Source organism: Azospirillum mesophilum, from assembly GCF_053470405.2.
The window spans coordinates 1-19,069 of the sequence record NZ_JBPXMQ020000048.1; the positions used below are offsets into that span (position 1 = coordinate 1).

Below are 19,069 nucleotides of genomic sequence, written 5' to 3' on the forward strand. Positions count from 1 at the left end.
TTCCCTTGAGAGCCGTGGTAGACCACCACGTCGATAGGCCGGGTGTGGACGGGCGGCAACGCCTGAAGCTGACCGGTACTAATCGCTCGATCGGCTTGATCCCCACCAGCGCGCGTCGCGCGCAGCGGCAAGCCCGCACAAAGACCCAACCCCTCCGCAAGATCAACGTCCTCACTTACAAAGCCCGTCCGGTTGGATGGTTCGCGTGTGCCTTGGTGACCTGGTGGTCATGGCGGGGCTCCCAACACCCGATCCCATTCCGAACTCGGCCGTGAAACGCCTCAGCGCCGATGGTACTGCGTCTTAAGACGTGGGAGAGTAGGTCGCCGCCAGGTCACCACGGCACACGCCAACATCCGCTGGACGACGCTTCAACACTTACACCCTTCGACACGACACACCAAAAGCCGGCGCTCCCCAAAGGTGCGCCGGCTTTTGTTCGTTCCGGGGGAAGGAACGCCGTCGGTGCCGGAGCGTTGAAAGGGTCTGACAAGAAGATCCCTCGCCGCGCCGTAGCCCGCCGGGTTGCGTCGGCAGAAGGGCTCCAGCGGGGGAGGATTGCGGATGCTTCAACTCTCCGAAACGCAGGTGCGCCTTGGGCTGTCGGCGTCGAGCAAGGACGAGGCGATCCGTATCGCCGGTCGTGCCATGGTGGACAGCGGGCTGATCGAGCCCGGCTACATCGACAGCATGCTGGGACGCGAGAGCATCGCCGGAACCTATCTCGGCAGCGGCATCGCCATTCCGCACGGTCTGCCTCAGGCCCGTGAATTGGTACGCCAGACGGGCGTCGTGGTCGTGCAGTTTCCGCAGGGGGTCGACTGGGGCACGGGGGAGCCGGCGCGGCTGGTGGTGGGCATCGCCGCGAAATCCGACGAACACATCGCCGTGCTGCAACGGTTGACGGGCGTGCTGGGCAACCCGGCGGAAGCCGAACGCCTGGGCACCACGGCGGATCCCCGCGAGGTGATGGCGGTGCTGAATGGCTCCGCCCCGACTGCGACAGCGGCTTCCGACACGGCTGAGCCAACGGGGGGGCAGTCCATCGAGGTGACGGCGCCGTCCCCGCATGGGCTGCACGCCCGCCCGGCGACGGCGCTGGTCGAGGTGGCAAAGCGGTTCCGCGCGGAGATCGCCGTCCGGCACGGCGGCAACCTGGGGAACGCCAAGAGCCTGATGTCGCTGCTGCGGCTCGGCGTGTCGGGCGGCCAGCCGCTGACCATCACGGCAGCGGGTGACGACGCGGAGGCGGCGTTGCAGGCCATCGCGGCGGCGTTCGCGGCGGGGCTGGACGAGCCCACCGTTTCGGAAACGCCGGCGGCTCCGCCCCCACCATCGCGGGCGACTCCGGTGGACCTGGACTATGACGGCGCCGTGATCGCGGGGATTTCGGCGTCGCCGGGGATATCCACGGGCACGGCCTGGAAGTTCCAGCGCGAGGAGTTGGTGGTTGCGGAGGCGGCGCCAGACCCGGCGGTGCAGCACCGCAGGCTTGATCAGGCGCTCGCAGGGGCGGCGGCGGATTTGCGCAACCTGCACGAGGAGTTCTGGAAGAAGGCCGGCGCCGCCAAGGCGGCCATCTTCAAGGCGCATCTGGAACTGCTCGACGACCCGGAAATGGCCGGGACCGCGCACGCGCGCATCGACACGGGCGCCAGCGCCGGCTGGGCCTGGAGGGAGGTGTATGAGGAGCGGGCGGGCATGCTCGCCAACCTCGCCGACCCGCTGCTGGCGGCGCGCGCGGCCGACCTGCGGGACGTGGGCCGCCGGGTGCTGCGGCTGCTGGCCGACGCGATGGAGAGCGTGGCGGCGCTGCCCGACCATCCGGTGATCCTGCTGGCCGAGGATTTGGAGCCGTCCGACACGGCGAAGCTCGACCCGGCCATGGTGCTGGGGCTGTGCACGGCCGGCGGTGGTGCGACGTCACACACGGCAATCATTGCCCGCTCCTTGGACATTCCCGCCGTGGTGGCGGCCGGGCCGTCGGTGCTGGACCTGGAGAACGGACGTGAGGTCATCATCAACGGTGACGACGGCGTGCTGGTGGTCGGCCCGTCGGAGCGCGACCGGGCTCGTGCCGCCGCCGCCCGCGTCGCGGTGGGGGAACGGCGCGAGGCGGAGCGGCTGGACCGCTACAAGCCGGCCATCACCACCGACGGCCGCCGGGTGGAGGTCGCGGCCAACATCTCCGACCCCAAGGACGCGGCCGCGGCGGTGGAGGCCGGCGGCGAGGGCGTCGGGCTGATGCGCACCGAGTTCCTGTTTCTCCAACGCGAGTTTCCGCCCGACGAGGAGGAGCAGTTCGAGGCCTATCGCACCATGGTCCGGGCCATGAACGGGCTGCCCATCATTCTGCGCACGCTGGACATCGGCGGGGACAAGAACGTTCCCTATCTGCGCCTGCCGGCGGAGGGGAACCCGTTCCTCGGCGTGCGCGGCATCCGGCTCTGTTTTGAACGGGAGGATCTGTTCCGCACGCAGCTCCGCGCCATGCTGCGCGCCTCGGCCGAGGGGCCGGTGCGCATCATGTACCCGATGATCGCCGCCCCGGCGGAACTCGCCAAGGCCAAGGCGATCACCGAGGAGGTGCGGCGGGAGGTCGGCGCGGCACCCGTGGAGATCGGCATCATGATCGAGGTGCCATCCGCCGTGATGATGGCCGACCGGCTGGCGCGCGAGGTGTCCTTCTTCTCGATCGGCACCAACGATCTGACGCAGTATGTGCTGGCTATGGACCGGCTGCATCCGGTGCTGGCGCCGCAGGCGGACGGTCTGCACCCGGCCGTCCTGCGCATGGTGGAGCGCACGGTGGCTGGCGCGCGGACGGCCGGCATCTGGGTGGGGGCCTGCGGCGGCATCGCCGGCGACCCGGCGGGGGCTGTGCTTCTGGCGGGGCTCGGCGTTTCCGAACTGAGCGTGGCCATCCCCAGCGTGCCGTCGGTCAAGGCGCGGCTGCGCGGCATAGCCATGGCGGAAGCCGAACGCACCGCCGGGCAGGCGCTGGACTGCGCGGACGCGGCGGAGGTGCGGGCCTTGGTCCGTGAACGCTTCGCGGGGATGGGAGGGGCGGCATGAAGGGCATCGTCACCGTCACGCTGAACGCCGCTGTGGACCAGACGCTGGACGTGCCGGGCTTCACGGCGGGGGCCGTCAACCGCGCGGTGGCGGAGACGCGCACCGCCGGGGGCAAGGGCATCAACGTGGCCGCCTTCCTGTCCGCCTTCGGGTCGGGGAGACCAGTGACCGCCACGGGCTTCCTGGGCGAGGACAACACCGGCGTGTTCGAGGCGCTGTTCCGCCGCCGCCGCATCCAGGACCGTTGCCTGCGCGTGCCGGGCAGCAGCCGGGTCAACGTGAAGGTCGTGGACCGGCAGGGCGGCTCCGTCACCGACATCAACCTGCCGGGGCCGCAGATCCGGGCGGAGTCCTGGCAGGGGTTGTTGTCGGCGCTGGACGGTCTGGCGGCCTCCAACGACACCTTCGTGCTGGCCGGCAGCGTGCCCGCCGGTGTGCCGGAGACGGCCTACGCGGAGATGCTGCCGCGCCTGCGCCGGCACGGGGCTTTCGTGGCGGTGGACGCCAGCGGCCCGCCGCTGCGCCACGCCGTGGCCGCCAAGCCGGACATGGTGAAGCCCAACGCGCACGAGCTGTCCGAACTGCTGGGCCGGCCGCTCGGCGGGCGCGATGAGGTGGTGCGCGCCGCCCGCGAGCTGTCCGCGACGGGAATCGCGCTGGTGGTCGTGTCGCTGGGAGCGGACGGGGCGGTGTTCGTGGAGGCGGGCCGCGCCCTGCTGGCCGTGCCGCCGCGCGTGCCGGTGGCGAGCACCGTCGGGGCCGGGGACGCCATGGTGGCCGGCGTGCTGAGCGCCCGGCTGGAGGGCGGCGACCTGGAGGCCTGCGCCCGGCGCGGCACGGCCTTCGCGGCGGGGACCTTGGCGCGGCTCGGCCCCGAACTGCCGCCGCCGGAGCGTCTGGCCGAGTTGATGACGGCGGTGAGGGTGGAAGCCCTGTAAGGGAGGGGGTCGATATGGCAAGGCTCGTGGCTGTAACCGCCTGCCCGACGGGCATCGCCCACACCGTCATGGCCGCCGAGGCGCTGCGCCGCACGGCCGCGCTGAAGGGGCACCTGATCGAGATCGAAACCCAGGGGGCGGAGGGCACCGGCACGCCGCTGGGCGACGCGGCCATCGCGGGGGCCGACGCGGTGATCCTCGCCGCCGACATCGCGGTGGATGAGTCCCGCTTCGCCGGAAAGCCGGTCCTGCGCACCTCGACAGCGCGGGCGATCCGCGACACCGACCATGTGCTGGACGAGGCTCTGGCCGGTGTCCCGGGCGTGGTGCGGGCGGCTGCGGCACCGGCGACACCCGCTGCGGTTCCGACGCCCTCCGGCACAGGTTCCGGCCTGCTGGTCGCCATCACCGCCTGCCCGACGGGCATCGCCCACACCTTCATGGCCGCGGAGGCGCTGAAGCAAGCGGCGCAGGCCAAGGGCTATCGGATCAAGGTGGAGACGCAGGGCTCCGTGGGTGCCAAGAACACCCTGACGCCGGAAGAGATCGCGGAGGCCGAGGCCGTCATCATCGGCGCCGACACCCATGTGACGACCGAACGCTTCGCCGGCAAACGCGTGCTGAAGACTTCGGTGGGCGAGGCGCTGAAGCAGGCCGACCGGGTGGTGACGGATGCCCTGGCCCTGCCGCCGCCCCAGGCGGGCGGAACGCCTGCGGCGGGCTATGCCGACACGGTGGCGCAGGCCAAGACGGCGCAGAAGGAGAAGCAGTCCGGCCCCTACAAGCACCTGCTGACGGGCGTGTCCTTCATGTTGCCCTTCGTGGTGGCCGGCGGGCTGGTCATCGCCCTGTCCTTCGTCTTCGGCATCGAGGCCTTCAAGGAGAAAGGCACGCTGCCCGCCGCGCTGATGCAGATCGGCGGGGACGCGGCCTTCGGGCTGATGGTGCCGGTGCTGGCCGGCTACATCGCCTATTCCATCGCGGACCGGCCGGGGCTGGCGCCGGGCTTCATCGGCGGCATGCTGGCGGCCAAGATCGGCGCCGGGTTCCTGGGCGGCATCGTGGCGGGGTTCCTGGCCGGCTATGTGGCGCGGTGGCTGCGCGACACCATCCGGCTGCCGATGAACCTGGAGGGGCTGAAGCCGGTGCTGGTCATCCCGCTGCTCGCCACGCTGGTGGTCGGGCTGATGATGATCTACGTGATCGGCACGCCCGTCGCCGCGATCATGGCGGGGCTGACCGCCTTCCTTCAGGGCATGACTGGGGCAAACGCCGTGGCGCTGGGCCTGCTGCTGGGTGGGATGATGGCGCTGGACATGGGCGGGCCGGTCAACAAGGCCGCTTACACCTTCGCGGTCGGGCTGCTGGCCTCCAACACCTTCACGCCGATGGCGGCGGTGATGGCCGCCGGCATGACGCCGCCGCTGGGGCTGGCGCTGGCCACCATGCTGGCTAAGAACCGCTTCACCGTGCAGGAGCAGGAGGCCGGCAAGGCCGCCGGCGTGCTGGGGCTGGCCTTCATCACGGAGGGCGCCATCCCCTTCGCCGCCAAGGATCCCCTGCGCGTCATCCCCGCCGCCGTGGCCGGGTCGGCGGTGGCCGGGGCGCTGTCGATGTGGTTCGGCTGCGGGCTGCGGGCGCCGCACGGCGGGGTGTTCGTGCTGGCCATCCCCAACGCGGTGGCGCCGCTCGGCCCCTACATCCTGGCGATCCTGGCAGGCACGGCGGTGACGACGCTGGCGCTGATCCTGCTGAAGCGCCCGACGGAGGTGGAAGGGCTCCCGGCCGGGACCACGGCGGCCACACCGCCGGGCGCCAGGACCAGCGGGGCGGGGGATTGATCCCGGCGAGCGCAAGGGACCTTCATGGTTGCTGCAAAACGCCGCGCGCTGTGCGGAGAACGGCGCGGGTGATGTCCGCCAGAGTGCGGCTTGCGATGCGGCTTCGCTGCCAGACCAGCGCGACATCCAGAGGCTGGTCCGGGATCAGGGCGACCAGCCGGCCGCTGCGCACATGGTCGGCGGCCAGGATTTCGGGGTTCATGCCCCAGCCGAGGCCGGCGAGGGCGGCATCGACGAAGGCCTGGGACGAGGGCAGCCGGTGGCTTGGTGACGGGATTTCCGTCCCGAAGGCCTGCCGTGTCCACTGCGTCTGCAAGCGATCCTTGCTGTTGAAGGTCAGGCGCGGCGCGCGGGCGAGGGTGGCCGCGCTCACCCCGTCGGGAAAATGCCGGCGGACGAACTCCGGGCTGGCGGTGGCGATGTAGCGCAAGGCGCCCAACGGTGTGCTGTCGCAGCCTTGGACCGGCCTTTCGCTGGCCGTCACGGCCGCCAGAACCTCCCCCCGGCGCAGCCAGTCGGCGCTGTGGTCCTGGTCGTCGAGGACGAGGTCGAACAGGCAGTCCTGGGTTTCGGCCATCGCGGCGACGAACCATGTGGCGAGGCTGTCCGCGTTCACCGCGATGCGCACGGTCACCGGCGGCCCGGCGTGCTGGATGCCCGGAAGCTCGTGCCGCAACTCGCTTTCCAGCAGCGCCACCTGCTCAGCATGCTGACACAGGCGCTGGCCGGCCGGCGTGGCGGTGCAGGGGACGCCCCGCACGACCAGGATCGTGCCCAGCCGCTCCTCCAGAAGCTTCACGCGTTGCGACACGGCCGAGGGGGTGACGTGGAGCTGCCGTGCCGCCCGCTCGAAGCTGCCGGTGCGCAGGACGGCCGCCAGCGCGGCAAGCAGGGCGTAATCCAGCACGGATCAGAGTTCCTTAATTCAGCTAAGAATCTTTAATCACTCTAATCCGGTCGGCCGTGATAGCGGAATGGCCTTCGCAACCGAGATGGGCCGCCATGCCGTCCGCTTTCCTCTCCGGCTTCATGCTGGGCCTCAGCCTGATCGTCGCGATCGGCGCGCAGAACGCTTTCGTTCTTCGCCAGGGATTGCGCGGCGAGCACATCCTGGCGATCTGCCTGACCTGTGCGGTGTCGGATGCCGTGCTGATCCTGGCGGGGGTCGGCGGTTTCGCCCAAGCGGGCCAATGGCTGCCCTGGCTCGAAACGGCGACGCGGTATGCCGGCGCGGTCTTCCTGCTTGCCTACGGCCTGCGCAGTTTCCGGGCGGCGGTCCGTTCCGGGGGGGCGTTGACGCCGGCGGACATCGTTCCGGTCGCTTTCGGCCCGACGCTGGCGACCTGTCTGGCGCTGACGTGGCTGAATCCGCACGTCTATCTGGACACGGTGGTGCTGGTCGGGTCCGTGTCCACGCAGTTCTCGGCCGACAAAGGCGCCTTCGCGGTCGGGGCGATGGCGGCGTCCTTCCTGTTCTTCTTTTCGCTGGGTTACGGGGCGCGCCTGCTGCGGCCCATCTTCGCACGGCCCAGCGCATGGCGGGTGCTGGAGGCGGCCATCGGCGTCGTCATGTGGGCCATCGCCGCGACGCTCGTGGGCGGCGCCTGACCTCCGGTTTGCTTCGTTCGCGTCGGCAATGATGCCGCCGGGATCAGCGGTCCGACTGACCTTCAATCCCCACGCTCTCGTGTGACGTGCGGACGGCCAGCCTCAGGGACAACAGGCTTCCGCCATCCGGCGCGCTTGATGTGATTGTGGCCATATGACCAATTCATCAGCAACTCAGAGAGTTGGATTGCGCTTGGCCCGATCCTCCCGGGCGCCCTGCCGTCCTGCCACGTCCATCGGGCGAAGCGCGCAACGGACGTGTTGCATTCTGTCGCATGCACCGAAGGTTGATGATTGAGTGCTGCGCACCTATGATTGGGTATGGTGCGGTGTGCAGTGCACTCTGAAGCAGGAGAGTGTCTCGGCCGCGCCTAGCGGAACGGTGGACCGGCTTTTCGAATCGGACCTTCCGGGGAATCGGGGTTCAGCCCGCGCACCTGAAAGTTTTGGGGGATGAATGGCAACGGATATTCTCAGCGGCAGCGGGGATCTTGGCGGCAACACTACCACCCTGTCTATCGCCAATGCCGACTCTGGGGTCATTTCCGAAGGGGACAGCGGGCGCAGGGAACTCACCTTCAAAGTGACCCGCTCGGGCGACTTGTCGAAAACAACCTCCGTGCTCTACACGGTTGCGGGGGTCGGTCCCGACCCCACCGATGCGAGTGATTTCACGGACGCTCCCTACGGAATGGTCACGTTTCAACCTGGTGAGACCTCGCAGATCTTCTCCATCGGCATCGCCGGTGACAGCACGGTGGAACCCAATGAGAGATTCGCGGTCACGCTTTCCCAGGCGACGAATGCGACCATTACCGGGGCGGCGGCCACCGGGTCGATCATGACCGACGAATACAGCTTTGGTCGGGGGAGTTCGAACGGCTTCGTCCTTAATGACGTGTCGGGAAATCCGAACACCACCATCAGCATCCCTTTCTTCTCCATCGGCGATAGCCAGTATGGGCTGGCGGACCCCGCCAACGGTGGGACGGTCACGCTCATGAGCGATTCGGGAAGCCGTCCGTTGCTCCAGGCAACCGTCGCGCCGGGCGGTCGCATCCGCGATTACGGTCCGATGGGGTCTTCTGTTGCCATCGACAAAGTTCCCGGCATCTTCGACGCCATGCTGGGGACGTACCTGTCGGAAAGCCAAAGCGCAAACATTCGGGGCGCGGTGCGGGATTTCGCGGCCGGTTCCAGCAGCCAAATCAACCTCCAGGTTTTGACGCCGACGGGATCGGGGCCGGTCACGATCACCGGAACGCCCGGCGCCAACGCGGTCCGCAAGGCCCTGATCCTCAACATGCGCGACAACCCCGGCGGCTCGGTCGTGCTGAACAACGTCAACTTCGCGGCGGTCGTCGGCAAAGGCACCTTCACCGGTGGGGAGGGCAGCAGCCTGACCATCGGCGATGACGAGGCGCAGTATTTCAACCTCGGCCCCGGCGACGACACCACGCGCGGCGGCGGCGGCGACGATGTGGTCGCCAGCACCACCGGGCGCGACCTGCTGGCCGGCGACGCCGGCAACGACACGCTCAACGGCGGGGCGGACAACGACACGCTGCTGGGCGGCGACGACAACGACGTGGCCGGCGGCGGAACGGGCGACGACCTGATCAGCGGCGACGCGGGCAACGACACCCTGCTCGGCGAGGACGGCAACGACACCGCCATCGGCGGCACCGGCAACGACCTGCTGTTCGGCATGGATGGCGCGGACCTGCTGACCGGCGACGACGGGGCGGACACCCTGCTCGGCGGGGCCGGCGCCGATTCCGTCCTGGGCGGGGCGGGCACCGACCTGATCGACGGCGGTGCCGACGGTGATCTGGCCAACGGCGGTGACGGCAACGACACGCTGTTCGGCGGCTCCGGCAACGACACGCTGTTCGGCGGGGCCGGCGACGACGCGCTGTGGGGCGGCGAGGGCGACGACTGGCTGACCGGCGGGGCGGGGACGGACATGTTCGGCTTCACGCCCGGCGGCGGCAACGACCTGGTGTTCGAGTTCAACCCGGACGACGACCTGCTGGGCTTCGCCGTTCCGGGCATCACCGTCGCCGACCTGAAGGCGGGCGCCCGCACGGTCGGCAACAACACGGTGTTCACGCTGTCGGACAAGAGCACGGTCACCGTGGTCGGCGTCACCGGCGTGACCGATGCCTGGTTCAGTTGATCGAAGGGTTCAGCTGACCGAAGGGCGCTCCTCCGGCCCGTCCCTGGTCAGATCATCCAGGGGAGATAGAGGAGCGTTCCCGCCGCGATGGCGACGCCGTAGGGGATGGGCGCGCCGTCCTTAAGGATGTGGGGCTCCGCCTCATCCTCCATCCCACCGCCGGCCGGGAGGGCGCGGCGGACCGTCTTGCGCAGGGCCGCCAGGGACAGCGCGAGGATGGCCCCGGCCGTGCTGACCGCCAGCACCTGCGCCAGAACCGCGCCCGGCGGAACCCACAGCGTCGCGGAGGACAGCAGCTTCACGTCGCCGCCCCCGATCAGGCCGCGCGCGAAGAGCAGGACGGTGACGGCGAAGGCGATGACCGCCGGCAGAAGCTGCCGGACCTCGTCGGCCGCGTCGGGCAGGACGGCGGCGCGCAGGGCGAACAGCCCGATCAGCGCCAGACTGATCGCGTTCGGGATCCGGAAGCGCACGACATCCCACCCGGCGGCGAGCAGAAGCAGGCATCCGGCGCAGGCGACGAAGGGGTCGATCATGGGACCGCTCTCGGTTGTTGGGGGGCTTGTGGTGATGTCGGCTGCGGACGGGGGCCGTCAGTTGTGCAGGGCCGGCAGGAGGACGCGCAGCACGCGAATCACCGTGGGGATGGTGATGACGATCAGGAAGGACGGCATGATGAAGGCGGCCAGCGGCAGGACCATGTGCACCGGCAGCTTGTTGGCGTGCTCTTCGGCGCGCACCAGCCGCTTGCGCCGCATGTCCGCCGCGTAGACCCGCAGCGTCTGGGCGATGCTGACGCCCATGCTGTCGGACTGGATGAGCAGGGTGACCAGGGCGCCGACCTCCTCCAGCCCGATGCGCGCCGCCAAGTTCCGCAGGGCGGCGTCGCGGGCGATGCCGGCCTGCATCTCCAGGCCGAGGATCAGGAGATGCTCGCTCAGCAGCGGGTAGGGCGCCCGCAGCTCCGTCGCGACGCGGGCAATGGCGGCGTTCAGGCCGAGCCCGGCCTCGACGCAGACCAGCAGCATGTCCAGCGTGTCGGGAAAGGCGTCGCGCACCGCCTGCTGGCGCTGCTTGATCCGCCGGTTCAGGGCAAACGCGGGGCCGAAGAAGCCCAGCGCCGCCGCCCCGACGCCCGCCAGATACATGGACTTCACCGTCATGGATCCGGTCAGCAGCGGCCACAGCGCGAGCGCCAGGACCGGCAGGCCGAGCGCCAGGACGCAGCGCAGGGCGAAATACAGGACCACCGCCCGCGGGTGATAATAGCCGGCCTGCACGAGGCGTTGCTGCGCGTGGGTGCGCTTCTCGCCGTCGGCCGGGACGAGCGTGCGCTCCAGTCGGCGGATCAGGTCGCGCATCCCGTCGCTGTCGAGCCCGTGCCGCAGCGTGGCGCCGCGGTTCCGGGCCGTCAGCGCGCGCATCCGCGCGGCACCGGGATCGGCGCCGCGGAAGGCCATGGCGCCGGCCAGCACGGCCAGGGCGACCGACAGGAAGACCGCCCCGAGAAACAGCGACCGTTCGTCCACGAAGGCGTAGCGCAGGTCGTTCATGACGTCGAACAGGGATGTGCCGGACATGGCGGCTGGCCTCCGCGATCAGATTTTGAAATTCACGAGGCGGTAGATGATCAGGTGTCCGACGGCCATCAGCCCTCCGGCCACGGCCATGCCGGGCATGAAGAGGGGGTCGGTCAGGACCTCGCCGAAATAGCCCTTGTTGATGACATTGATCAGCAGGGCGGACGCCAGCGGCATCAGGCCGATGATGAAGGCGGACGAGCGACCCTGCGAGGTCAGGGCCTTCACCTTCGCCTTCATCGCGAAACGGTCGCGGATGACCGACGAGAGGTTGCTCAGCGCCTCCCCCAGGTTGCCGCCGGTGTTGTGCTGGATCTGCACGGTCACGATGAAGTACCGCAGGTCCGGGTGAGGCACGCGCTCCGCGAGGTTCAGCAGCGCGCCGTGCAGGTCCAGGCCGTAGGTCATCTCGTCCACGACGATGCCGAACTCCGTGCCGATGGGGTCGGGCATCTCGGTGGCGATCAGGCCGATGGCCGCGCCGATGGGATGGCCGGCGCGCAGGCTGCGCACCATCATGTCCAGCGCTTCGGGAAACTGCTCGCCGACCTGCGCGACCCGGCGCCGGCCCCGCATCCTCAGGAACAGGACCGGGCCGCCGCCGGCCGCGAGCGCGGCGAGGAGCGCCGCCAGGGGTGCCAACCCGACCACCAGGGCGAAGACGGCCAGCGCCAGCACCGCCATGACAAGGCACGACCCGACGAGGCGCCGCACCGTCATCGTCACGCCCGCCTCGCGGATCAGCCGTTCCAGGACGGGCAGGGCGCGCGTGAACGCGGCGGACAGGCGGTCCATCTCGCCCCGGCGCAGCCGGTTCAGGGCCGCCCCGCCGGCCTCGCCCGTGGCGAGCAGCCGCATCCGGCGGTTCCGGCCGCCATTCTCGCCCCGCCTCAGGTCGATCGCCAGATGGTACAGGCCCTCGACCAGCAGCAGTCCGGAGACGAACAGCAGGATATAGGCGTACTCGATGTCGCTGAAGCTCATGGCGACCTCGGAGGCAGGAGGTTGGAGCACTTTGATGCACGTCTTTCGGCCGTCATCCCCGCGAAGGCGGGGATCCAGCCTTGTCAGCCGCTTATGTGCGAAGTTTTCTGGATCCCCGCCTTCGCGGGGATGACGGGGGAAATAAGCGGCGTCACGCCGCGCCGTGCCTGGGCACGAACAGGCGGCTCGGCAGGTCCAGGCCGCAGGCGGCGGCGTGTTCGAAGAAGCGGGGGCGCACGCCGGTGGCGACATGCTCGCCCCGGACGGTGCCGTCGGCGTCCACGCCATGCTGGTCGAAGCGGAAGATCTCCTGCATGGTCACCACGTCGCCCTCCATGCCGGTGATCTCGCTGAGGCTGATGAGGCGGCGGCGCCCGTCGGAGAAGCGGCGGATCTGCAGGATGACGTGGATGGCCGAGGCGATCTGCGCGCGCATGGAGCGCGGCGGCAGGTTCATCCCGGTCATGCCGATCAGCTGTTCCAGGCGGCCCAGCGCGTCGCGGCAGGTGTTGGCGTGGATGGTGGTCATCGACCCGTCGTGGCCGGTGTTCATGGCCTGGAGCATGTCGAAGGCCTCGCCCGACCGGCACTCGCCGAGGATGATGCGGTCGGGGCGCATGCGCAGCGCGTTCTTGACCAGCTCGCGCTGGGCGATCTCGCCGCGGCCCTCGATGTTCGGCGGGCGGGTCTCCAGCCGCACGACGTGGGTCTGCTGGAGCTGGAGTTCGGCCGCGTCCTCGATGGTGACGACGCGCTCGCGTTCGTCGATGAAGCTGGACAGCGCGTTCAGCATGGTCGTCTTGCCCGAGCCCGTGCCGCCGGAGATCAGCACGTTCAGCCGCGACTTCACGATGGCGCGCAGCACCTGGGCGATCTCCGGCGTGATGGAGCCGATGCCGACCAGCTTCTCCATGCCGAGCGGGGTTTTGGAGAATTTGCGGATCGACACGACCGACCCGTCGATGGCGACCGGCGGCACCACGGCGTTGACGCGCGACCCGTCCGGCAGGCGGGCGTCCACCATGGGCTGGGATTCGTCCACTCGGCGCCCGATGGCGGCGACGATGCGGTCGATGATGCGGCGCAGGTGCCGTTCGTCGCGGAACTTCACGTTGGACAGTTCCAGGGTCCCGCGCCGCTCCACGAAGACCTGGGCGTGCGTGTTGACCAGGATGTCGGAGACCGTGGGATCCTTCAGCAGCGGCTCCAGCGGCCCCAGCCCCAGCAGCTCGTCGATGATGTCGCGCGTCAGGCGGCTGCGTTCGCCGGTGTTCAGCGCGATCTGTTCGTCCGCCAGCAGCTCGCCCAGGATCTCGTTGACCTCGCGGGCGATGTCCTCGCGTTCCATCTTTTCCAGCGCGGACAGGTTGATGACGTCGATCAGCTTACGGTGCAGGCTGACCTTAAGGTCGATGTAGCGCTCGCTCTCCTCGAAGGCCGCCGGACGCGGGGGTGCGGCCGGTTCCGGAGCGGCGGGGAGCGTGGGCTCCGCCGCCGGCGCGGGCTCGACGATGGCGACGGCCGCGCCGCCGCGGAAACGACCGAACATGGCTCAACCCTCCTGTGGACGAGTGTCAGCGGGCAGTGTCAGCGGGCAGCACCCAGCGGCGCGAAGGACAGCAGCCGGCGCAGGCCGGAGCGCGGCGCCCCGGCGGCCTCGCCGGCGGCCTCGGCGGCGGGGAACAGGGTGGACAGGGCCGTCGCCACGAAGGCGCGCGTGTCCTTGACGAGGACGCTGCCCGGCGCCGCCTCCGACAGCGGCTGCCCGGCCTCGCGGGCGGCGGACGCCGCCTTGGCGTCGGCGCGGATGCAGGCGTCGATGGGGCGGCCGAGGGCGGCGTGCGCGTCCTTCAGCGTCTGGCGCAGGGCGGATCCCTGCTCCACCTGGGCGGCGACGAAAAGGCGCGGCACCTCGTCCAGCTGCTCGTCGGCGATCAGCTTCAGGTGGCTCTGGGTGCGCAGCAGGCCGGTCACGTCCAGCCGCAGCACCAGCGCGATCAGCGAGGAGGCCGCCAGCACCGGCGAGGTCCAGGCGGTCCAGGCGTGCGGCATGTCCACCACCACGAAGTCGTACTGCTCGCGCAGCAGCGACAGGATGCGCGCGGCCATCTCGGGCGTGAGGGCGTCGTGGGGCACGATCTCCGGCGGGGCGGCCAGCACGTCGAGGCCGGAGCCGTGGTGGGCCACCGCCGACCCGACGAAGGCCGCGTCCAGCCGGGCCGGGGCCTCCAGGATCGGCAGCAGGCCGGCGGTGCCGGTCAGGTCCAGCGACAGCGCGGCGTTGCCGAACTGGAGGTCGAAATCCACCAGGCAGACCCGCGCCTTGCGGCCGCGCTGGTGGTCCATCAGCTCCAGCGCCGTCTGCACGGCCAGCGTGGTCGCGCCGATGCCGCCGCAGCTGCGCAGGACGGTGACGACGCGCCCGTCGCTGCCGCCCCGCTCCGCCAGAAGGCGGCGGGCGTGGGCCAGCGCGTGCTCCAGATCGGTCGCGGACAAGGGGCGCGGCAGCACGTCCAGCAAGCCCGTCCGCATCAGGTCGCGGACCAGCGGGATGGTCGCGTTGCGGGCGATGGCGATCACCGGGCGGCCGTCGGCCATGTCCAGCAGGACGCGGCGCATCGCCTCCACCGCGCCGGCGTCGTCGGAGTCCAGCTCCACCAGCAGGGCGTCGACGTCGGCGGGCGCGTCCGGCGGGGCTGCGGCGCTCATCCGGATGGTGAGCCGTCCGGCCTTCGCCGCGTCGAACGCGGACCGCAGCTCGTCGGCGCACTCGGGGGACCGCAGGAGGGCAAGGCAGTTGATGCGGCGGCTCATGGTCGTTCCCACCACTGTTTGAAAAGAGGCTGTTCGGAAGGCGGATCAGGAGGCGAGGTCTTCGCCCGACAGGGTCGCCCGGAAGTCCGGCATGGTGATCGGGCCGAGCCCGAGCAGCCCGTCCAGCACGACGAAGCTGAAGGTCAGGTCGCGCAGCGACACCGTGACGTTCGGAACCGGGGAGCCCCGGCCGACGAAGCCCAGGCCGGTGCCGGCATACTGGACGGTCACGTTCGCGGCGGCGATGCGCGGGTAGATGGCCTGCATCCGCTGCACGATGGCGTTGAAGGCGGTGGCGTCGCAGCCGCCGGCCCCCGCCGTGCAGGTCTTCTGCCAGCCGACCGACCCCGGAACCAGCCGGCAGGGGGTGCCGGCGGTGGCGCTGGTCGTCACGCCGCAGTCGGAAATCCCGGTCGCCGCCATGGTCGAGGTGACCGCGTAGCGCACCCCCATCTCCGTCGCCTTCTCCGCGACCAGCCACTGGTAGGTCAGGTTCCCGAACTCCAGGACCGCGAAGGTCAGCGTCAGGATCAGCGGGAAGACCAAGGCCATCTCGACCATGGTCGTGCCGCGGCAGTCGACGCGCAGGCCGGCGCGCAGGCGGATGCGGCGGAGCAGGCGGCGGATCGGTCGCTTCATGGCTCGTTCCCCTTTATTCGCTCCAATTCATTCGCCCCAATTCATTCGCCGATGTGCATTTCCTGGTGCGCGGCCTGGATCTTGAAAGCCTGAATGTTCAGCAGGGCCAGGAAGCCGAGGCTCTGGTAGTCGACCGAGCCGGTGACGCTCATCACCTGCACCGGACGGCCCGACAGGGTCTGGCAGGTCGGCGTGCCGATGGTGAAGCTGCCGGCGGTCCAGTAGCTGACCAGCGGCTTGGTGCCGTCGACCTGCCCGGTGAGCGCCAGCGTCTGCGCCGTGCTGCGCGCCGCCGCCCAGTTGGCGTCGCCCGTCGCCGGGCAGGACAGCGGGACGCGGGCCAGATAGCGGGCGGCGTCGCGCACGCTTTTGGACATGATGTGCTGGTGCTGCAGCGCCCGGCCCATCTCGATCAGGCCGAAGGTCAGGCTCGTCAGCAGGGGAAGCACGATGGCGGCTTCCAGCATGGCCGAGCCACGGCGGTCCCGGAACAGGCGCCCAGGCATCAGGCGCAGCGGACCCTTGGGGAAGAGCAGTCCCGGCATCGGATCACCTGTAGAGCTGGACGATTTCGTGAAGCACGCCGTCGTCGGCGCCGACCTTCACCACGTCGATGAATTCCATCACCAGCTCGTCGTCGCCGCCCGAGTTCACCACCGGCTCCGTCAGGAAGCCCTTGCCGAAGGCGGCCACCGGCACGTTGTCGCGATTGCCGTTCAGCGCGTATTGGGAGCAGTTGACGATGGCGAAATACAGCACCCGGCGGTCGGGAGTGTCGGTCGGCGGGTTGGACTTGTTCTGGTAGCAGGCCGGATTCCCGTCCTCCCGGTTCTTGCCGTTGTTCGGGATCATGTTGTTGTCGATCTCGTAGCGGTACATGTCGTACCGGCTCATCTTCGACGGGTTTGTGCAGGCTGCCGGCGCCTTCTTGCCGTTGTGGTTGACCTTCCAATAGCTGTCGCAGTCCCACTGGCCGTTGCCGAACCGGTTCGTCGCCGACAGATCGCTGTCGCGCGGCAGCCCCATGGCGGTCGGCGGCGAGGACTTGGTGACGCTGCACGCGTTGCCCTTGTCCGGGATGTAGCCCTTCGTGACGTTCAGGGCGGGCCGGTAGTTTGGGTCGGTGCGGGCGTTGCCCCCGAAATTGGGGGTCTCGTACATGTCGAAGCGGGTGTTGATGGCCGTGCGGACGGAGCTGGCGGCGCCGGGGCGCAGATTGACCCCCTGCGATTTGAAGCAGTCGTCCGGATTGACCGAGGCGAGGAGGTCGGCGACGGCGCTGGCGCCCTGCCCGTTGGGGGAGTCGAGCAGCCCGAAGTTTCCGGGCGTCCAGGCGCTGTTCGACCCCGACGACTTCAGAAGGGCCTGCCGGCCGCGCCAGGAGGAGGCGTTGAAGATGGGGTTCGTGCTCGACCCGTCGTCGTTCGGGTTGCAGATCCAGACCGGCGGGACGCGGCAGACCACCTGGACGAAGCCGGCGACCGCGACGGCGCTTGTCGAGGAGGACGCCGCACCGCCCACCGCCGGGGCGAACAGGTGGTTGGTGGTCAGGGTCTCCGTCGTGACCTCGACGAAGTGGGCCTGCCAGGGATCCTGGGTCTCGTAGCCCGAGCCGATCGCGCCGCTGGAGGAGCCTCCGTTCTGTTCCGGCAGGCCGGTCAGCAGCCGCAGCTTCGACACCGCCACTTGTCCGCCCGAGGAGCCGGCAAAGGTCTGTCGGTTGACCGCCACGGTGGAGGCCGCGCTCTGCACGGCGGCGCGGACGCTCGCGGCGTCCTGGCCGGGGGTGCGGACGGCCGAGGCGAGGATGGCGGCGGCGCTGAGGGCTGCGGCGTCGGCGGCCGACTTGGCCTCCGTGTTGGTGGTCACCACCCGGCCGACGTCCACGGACATGCTGACCGCGCCGACCATGACGGCGGCCAGGACCGCGAAGTAGGGAAGAACGCTTCCCTCCTCGTTCCGCACCAGTTTGCGAAGCGGCCGGGGAGGGCGCGCGGGGCCTCGTCTTCTGGGGCTCATCGGATCCTCCTCATGGAAGTGTCCATGTGGTGGGCATCACCGCGGGGCGGGGGCGGCCATGGCGACGGGGGTGCCGCCTTTCTCACGGCCGGCGACCTGCTCCCGCCGGGTGTCGTTCGGCCGGCGCGGGCCGGCGGGCTTCGGAGGCGTGGTGGCTTGGGCGTCGTGCGGCACGTCCTGGACCGATTCCTCCAGGGCGCGCACGATGCGGACGCTGGTCCGCTGCGGCCCGACCGGCTCCAGCGGCGCGTCGGCGGCGATGGCGGCGGGCGCCGACCGGTTCACCAGATTGCCGATGCGGATCGTGTCGACCGCCGCCGTCTGGACCCCGCCCGACTGGCGGAGCGTCAGCCCGAGGCTGCCGACCTGACCGGCCAGCGCCAGGCGCTGGGCGTCGTCCGGCGTGACCTCCAGGGTCACGGCCTTGGCCGGGATGGGCTTTTCCTTCTGGTCGTCGGCGGTCTGGTCGACGGCCAGGACCTTGACGCCCTGAAGGAGGACATCGGTCATGGGCTGTGACTGGGTGCCCGGCGCCGGGTTCTCCGGACGGGTGAACAGCACGTCCACCATGTCGCCCGGCAGCACGAAGCCGGCCACGCCCAGCACGTCGTTGACGCGGATGGTCGCCGCCCGCATGCCGTCCGCGATGACCGCCGACAGCGTCGCCCGGCCGCCGTAGCCGGACACGCGGGCCTTCAGCACGACTTCGTTCGGACCCATGTCGCGGAGCGCCACGCGGCGCTCGCCGCCGAGCAGCTCGTCCATCGACTTGAAGGAGCCTTCCGGGGCCGCATCGGCGGGCCAGGCGATCTCGCGCAGGCTTTCGCGGGTCAGTTCGTCGCCGAATTTCAGGGGGATTTTCGCCACGACCACGGTGGTGGTTGCGGCGGGCGGGGGCTCGGCCGGAAGGACGACGACCTGCGGCTGGACCTGATGGGCAATCCATCCCCGCGCCAGATAAACAGCCGTCCCACCCGTCACGCAGGCAAGGCCGAGCATGAGAAGCGCACGCTGTCTCATCGTGCCTCCAGGCTTTCAAAAGGGAAGGGGCAAAATGGAAGGAGAGGGAGCCGCGGCGACGGTAAGGCGGAGTGTGCCGTCGCCGCATGGCTGCGGCGGCGCTTACTTGATGTACAGGACCAAGGCGTCGGAAACCCTGGTCAGGGAGTTGCCCACTTCGGTGCCGATGGTGCTGACCGTAGCGACAACGGCGGCGGTGATCAGGCCGATCCAGACCGCCGTTTCGACGAGCTGAGTGCCGCGCTCGTCGCGGGCGAAGCGAGCAAAAGAGCCTTGAATGGTCTTCGTGATCTTGGCCATGGCTTGCTTCCACACTTTGATTGGGAGAGGCGAAGGACCGCGGCGACAGCCGAGAATGCACTGTCGCCGCAC

The 19,069-nt window shown here is 69.9% G+C and carries 17 protein-coding genes, 2 rRNA genes and 1 pseudogene; 8 read left to right on the top strand and 12 right to left on the bottom strand.

From position 1 onward, the window contains the following. The 5 genes from ACSVC7_RS28090 to ACSVC7_RS28110 all read left to right on the top strand — a co-directional run. Positions 1-103: ribosomal RNA gene (locus ACSVC7_RS28090) — 23S ribosomal RNA — on the top strand; the annotation flags it as partial. Between the two features lie 116 nt (positions 104-219). Next, positions 220-335, top strand: a 5S ribosomal RNA gene (gene rrf / locus ACSVC7_RS28095). Between the two features lie 229 nt (positions 336-564). After that, on the top strand, positions 565-3,075 hold the full coding sequence (gene ptsP, locus ACSVC7_RS28100) for a phosphoenolpyruvate--protein phosphotransferase (RefSeq protein ID WP_448207795.1): 2,511 nt from the start codon (positions 565-567) through the stop codon (positions 3,073-3,075). Next, on the top strand, positions 3,072-4,013 hold the full coding sequence (gene pfkB / locus ACSVC7_RS28105; RefSeq protein ID WP_448207796.1) for a 1-phosphofructokinase: 942 nt from the start codon (positions 3,072-3,074) through the stop codon (positions 4,011-4,013). The genes ptsP and pfkB overlap by 4 nt, the downstream gene beginning before the upstream one ends. Before the next feature lie 14 nt (positions 4,014-4,027). Next, positions 4,028-5,854 carry a PTS fructose-like transporter subunit IIB gene (locus tag ACSVC7_RS28110; RefSeq protein ID WP_448207797.1) on the top strand — a complete coding sequence of 609 codons (1,827 nt, stop codon included), beginning with the start codon at positions 4,028-4,030 and terminating at the stop codon, positions 5,852-5,854. Positions 5,855-5,876: 22 nt separating this feature from the next. Here ACSVC7_RS28110 and ACSVC7_RS28115 read toward each other — a convergent pair whose 3' ends face one another. Next, positions 5,877-6,761: a LysR family transcriptional regulator ArgP gene (locus ACSVC7_RS28115; protein ID WP_448207798.1), complete on the bottom strand. Its 885-nt coding sequence runs from the start codon at positions 6,759-6,761 to the stop codon at positions 5,877-5,879. Positions 6,762-6,856: 95 nt separating this feature from the next. On the opposite strand from ACSVC7_RS28115, the gene ACSVC7_RS28120 reads away from it, so the two are divergent. Both ACSVC7_RS28120 and ACSVC7_RS28125 read left to right on the top strand, forming a co-directional pair. Then, entirely contained in the window at positions 6,857-7,462 is a 606-nt protein-coding gene (locus ACSVC7_RS28120; protein ID WP_448207799.1) for a LysE/ArgO family amino acid transporter, read from the top strand. Positions 7,463-7,919: 457 nt separating this feature from the next. Then, a pseudogene (locus ACSVC7_RS28125) lies at positions 7,920-8,207 on the top strand (hypothetical protein); the annotation flags it as partial. Here the strand turns inward: ACSVC7_RS28125 and ACSVC7_RS28130 are convergent. Continuing rightward, the gene (locus ACSVC7_RS28130; protein WP_448207834.1) at positions 8,165-8,464 is read right to left on the bottom strand and encodes a hypothetical protein; all 300 of its coding nucleotides are present in this window, start codon (positions 8,462-8,464) and stop codon (positions 8,165-8,167) included. The pseudogene ACSVC7_RS28125 and the gene ACSVC7_RS28130 overlap by 43 nt on opposite strands. On the opposite strand from ACSVC7_RS28130, the gene ACSVC7_RS28135 reads away from it, so the two are divergent. After that, positions 8,463-9,641: a calcium-binding protein gene (locus tag ACSVC7_RS28135; protein ID WP_483508936.1), complete on the top strand. Its 1,179-nt coding sequence runs from the start codon at positions 8,463-8,465 to the stop codon at positions 9,639-9,641. The genes ACSVC7_RS28130 and ACSVC7_RS28135 overlap by 2 nt on opposite strands. A 47-nt stretch (positions 9,642-9,688) precedes the next feature. Here ACSVC7_RS28135 and ACSVC7_RS28140 read toward each other — a convergent pair whose 3' ends face one another. From ACSVC7_RS28140 to ACSVC7_RS28185, 10 genes are all read right to left on the bottom strand, one after another. Then, complete coding sequence (locus tag ACSVC7_RS28140; protein WP_448207800.1) at positions 9,689-10,177, bottom strand: A24 family peptidase; 489 nt, start codon at positions 10,175-10,177, stop codon at positions 9,689-9,691. Positions 10,178-10,234: 57 nt separating this feature from the next. After that, the gene (locus tag ACSVC7_RS28145) at positions 10,235-11,221 is read right to left on the bottom strand and encodes a type II secretion system F family protein (protein ID WP_448207801.1); all 987 of its coding nucleotides are present in this window, start codon (positions 11,219-11,221) and stop codon (positions 10,235-10,237) included. Between the two features lie 18 nt (positions 11,222-11,239). Then, on the bottom strand, positions 11,240-12,205 hold the full coding sequence (locus ACSVC7_RS28150) for a type II secretion system F family protein (protein WP_448207802.1): 966 nt from the start codon (positions 12,203-12,205) through the stop codon (positions 11,240-11,242). Positions 12,206-12,356: 151 nt separating this feature from the next. Then, positions 12,357-13,754 (bottom strand): TadA family conjugal transfer-associated ATPase, encoded by a 1,398-nt coding sequence (locus ACSVC7_RS28155; protein WP_448207803.1) that lies wholly within the window; start codon positions 13,752-13,754, stop codon positions 12,357-12,359. Positions 13,755-13,792: 38 nt separating this feature from the next. Next, positions 13,793-15,019, bottom strand: coding sequence for a CpaE/TadZ family protein (locus ACSVC7_RS28160; protein ID WP_448207804.1), 1,227 nt, complete (start codon positions 15,017-15,019; stop codon positions 13,793-13,795). Positions 15,020-15,064: 45 nt separating this feature from the next. Next, the gene (locus tag ACSVC7_RS28165; RefSeq protein ID WP_448207805.1) at positions 15,065-15,658 is read right to left on the bottom strand and encodes a TadE/TadG family type IV pilus assembly protein; all 594 of its coding nucleotides are present in this window, start codon (positions 15,656-15,658) and stop codon (positions 15,065-15,067) included. A gap of 41 nt (positions 15,659-15,699) precedes the next feature. Continuing rightward, positions 15,700-16,203, bottom strand: a complete 504-nt coding sequence (locus ACSVC7_RS28170; RefSeq protein WP_448207806.1) for a TadE/TadG family type IV pilus assembly protein — start codon at positions 16,201-16,203, stop codon at positions 15,700-15,702. A gap of 4 nt (positions 16,204-16,207) precedes the next feature. Then, positions 16,208-17,677: a pilus assembly protein TadG-related protein gene (locus ACSVC7_RS28175; RefSeq protein ID WP_448207807.1), complete on the bottom strand. Its 1,470-nt coding sequence runs from the start codon at positions 17,675-17,677 to the stop codon at positions 16,208-16,210. A 36-nt stretch (positions 17,678-17,713) separates the two neighbouring features. After that, positions 17,714-18,697: a Flp pilus assembly protein CpaB gene (gene cpaB / locus ACSVC7_RS28180; RefSeq protein ID WP_448207808.1), complete on the bottom strand. Its 984-nt coding sequence runs from the start codon at positions 18,695-18,697 to the stop codon at positions 17,714-17,716. Positions 18,698-18,799: 102 nt separating this feature from the next. Then, a complete protein-coding gene (locus ACSVC7_RS28185) occupies positions 18,800-18,997 on the bottom strand; it encodes a Flp family type IVb pilin (protein WP_448207809.1) in 198 nt (65 codons plus the stop codon). Positions 18,998-19,069: the final 72 nt, after the last annotated feature.

Coding starts and splice junctions, on each gene's coding strand:
- ptsP (WP_448207795.1), top strand. CDS start 565: ATGCTTCAACTCTCCGAAACGCAGGTGCGCCTTGGGCTGTCGGCGTCG.
- pfkB (WP_448207796.1), top strand. CDS start 3,072: ATGAAGGGCATCGTCACCGTCACGCTGAACGCCGCTGTGGACCAGACG.
- ACSVC7_RS28110 (WP_448207797.1), top strand. CDS start 4,028: ATGGCAAGGCTCGTGGCTGTAACCGCCTGCCCGACGGGCATCGCCCAC.
- ACSVC7_RS28120 (WP_448207799.1), top strand. CDS start 6,857: ATGCCGTCCGCTTTCCTCTCCGGCTTCATGCTGGGCCTCAGCCTGATC.
- ACSVC7_RS28135 (WP_483508936.1), top strand. CDS start 8,463: ATGAGCGATTCGGGAAGCCGTCCGTTGCTCCAGGCAACCGTCGCGCCG.
- ACSVC7_RS28130 (WP_448207834.1), bottom strand. CDS start 8,464: ATGAGCGTGACCGTCCCACCGTTGGCGGGGTCCGCCAGCCCATACTGG.
- ACSVC7_RS28140 (WP_448207800.1), bottom strand. CDS start 10,177: ATGATCGACCCCTTCGTCGCCTGCGCCGGATGCCTGCTTCTGCTCGCC.
- ACSVC7_RS28145 (WP_448207801.1), bottom strand. CDS start 11,221: ATGTCCGGCACATCCCTGTTCGACGTCATGAACGACCTGCGCTACGCC.
- ACSVC7_RS28150 (WP_448207802.1), bottom strand. CDS start 12,205: ATGAGCTTCAGCGACATCGAGTACGCCTATATCCTGCTGTTCGTCTCC.
- ACSVC7_RS28155 (WP_448207803.1), bottom strand. CDS start 13,754: ATGTTCGGTCGTTTCCGCGGCGGCGCGGCCGTCGCCATCGTCGAGCCC.
- ACSVC7_RS28160 (WP_448207804.1), bottom strand. CDS start 15,019: ATGAGCCGCCGCATCAACTGCCTTGCCCTCCTGCGGTCCCCCGAGTGC.
- ACSVC7_RS28165 (WP_448207805.1), bottom strand. CDS start 15,658: ATGAAGCGACCGATCCGCCGCCTGCTCCGCCGCATCCGCCTGCGCGCC.
- ACSVC7_RS28170 (WP_448207806.1), bottom strand. CDS start 16,203: ATGCCGGGACTGCTCTTCCCCAAGGGTCCGCTGCGCCTGATGCCTGGG.
- ACSVC7_RS28175 (WP_448207807.1), bottom strand. CDS start 17,677: ATGAGCCCCAGAAGACGAGGCCCCGCGCGCCCTCCCCGGCCGCTTCGC.
- cpaB (WP_448207808.1), bottom strand. CDS start 18,697: ATGAGACAGCGTGCGCTTCTCATGCTCGGCCTTGCCTGCGTGACGGGT.
- ACSVC7_RS28185 (WP_448207809.1), bottom strand. CDS start 18,997: ATGGCCAAGATCACGAAGACCATTCAAGGCTCTTTTGCTCGCTTCGCC.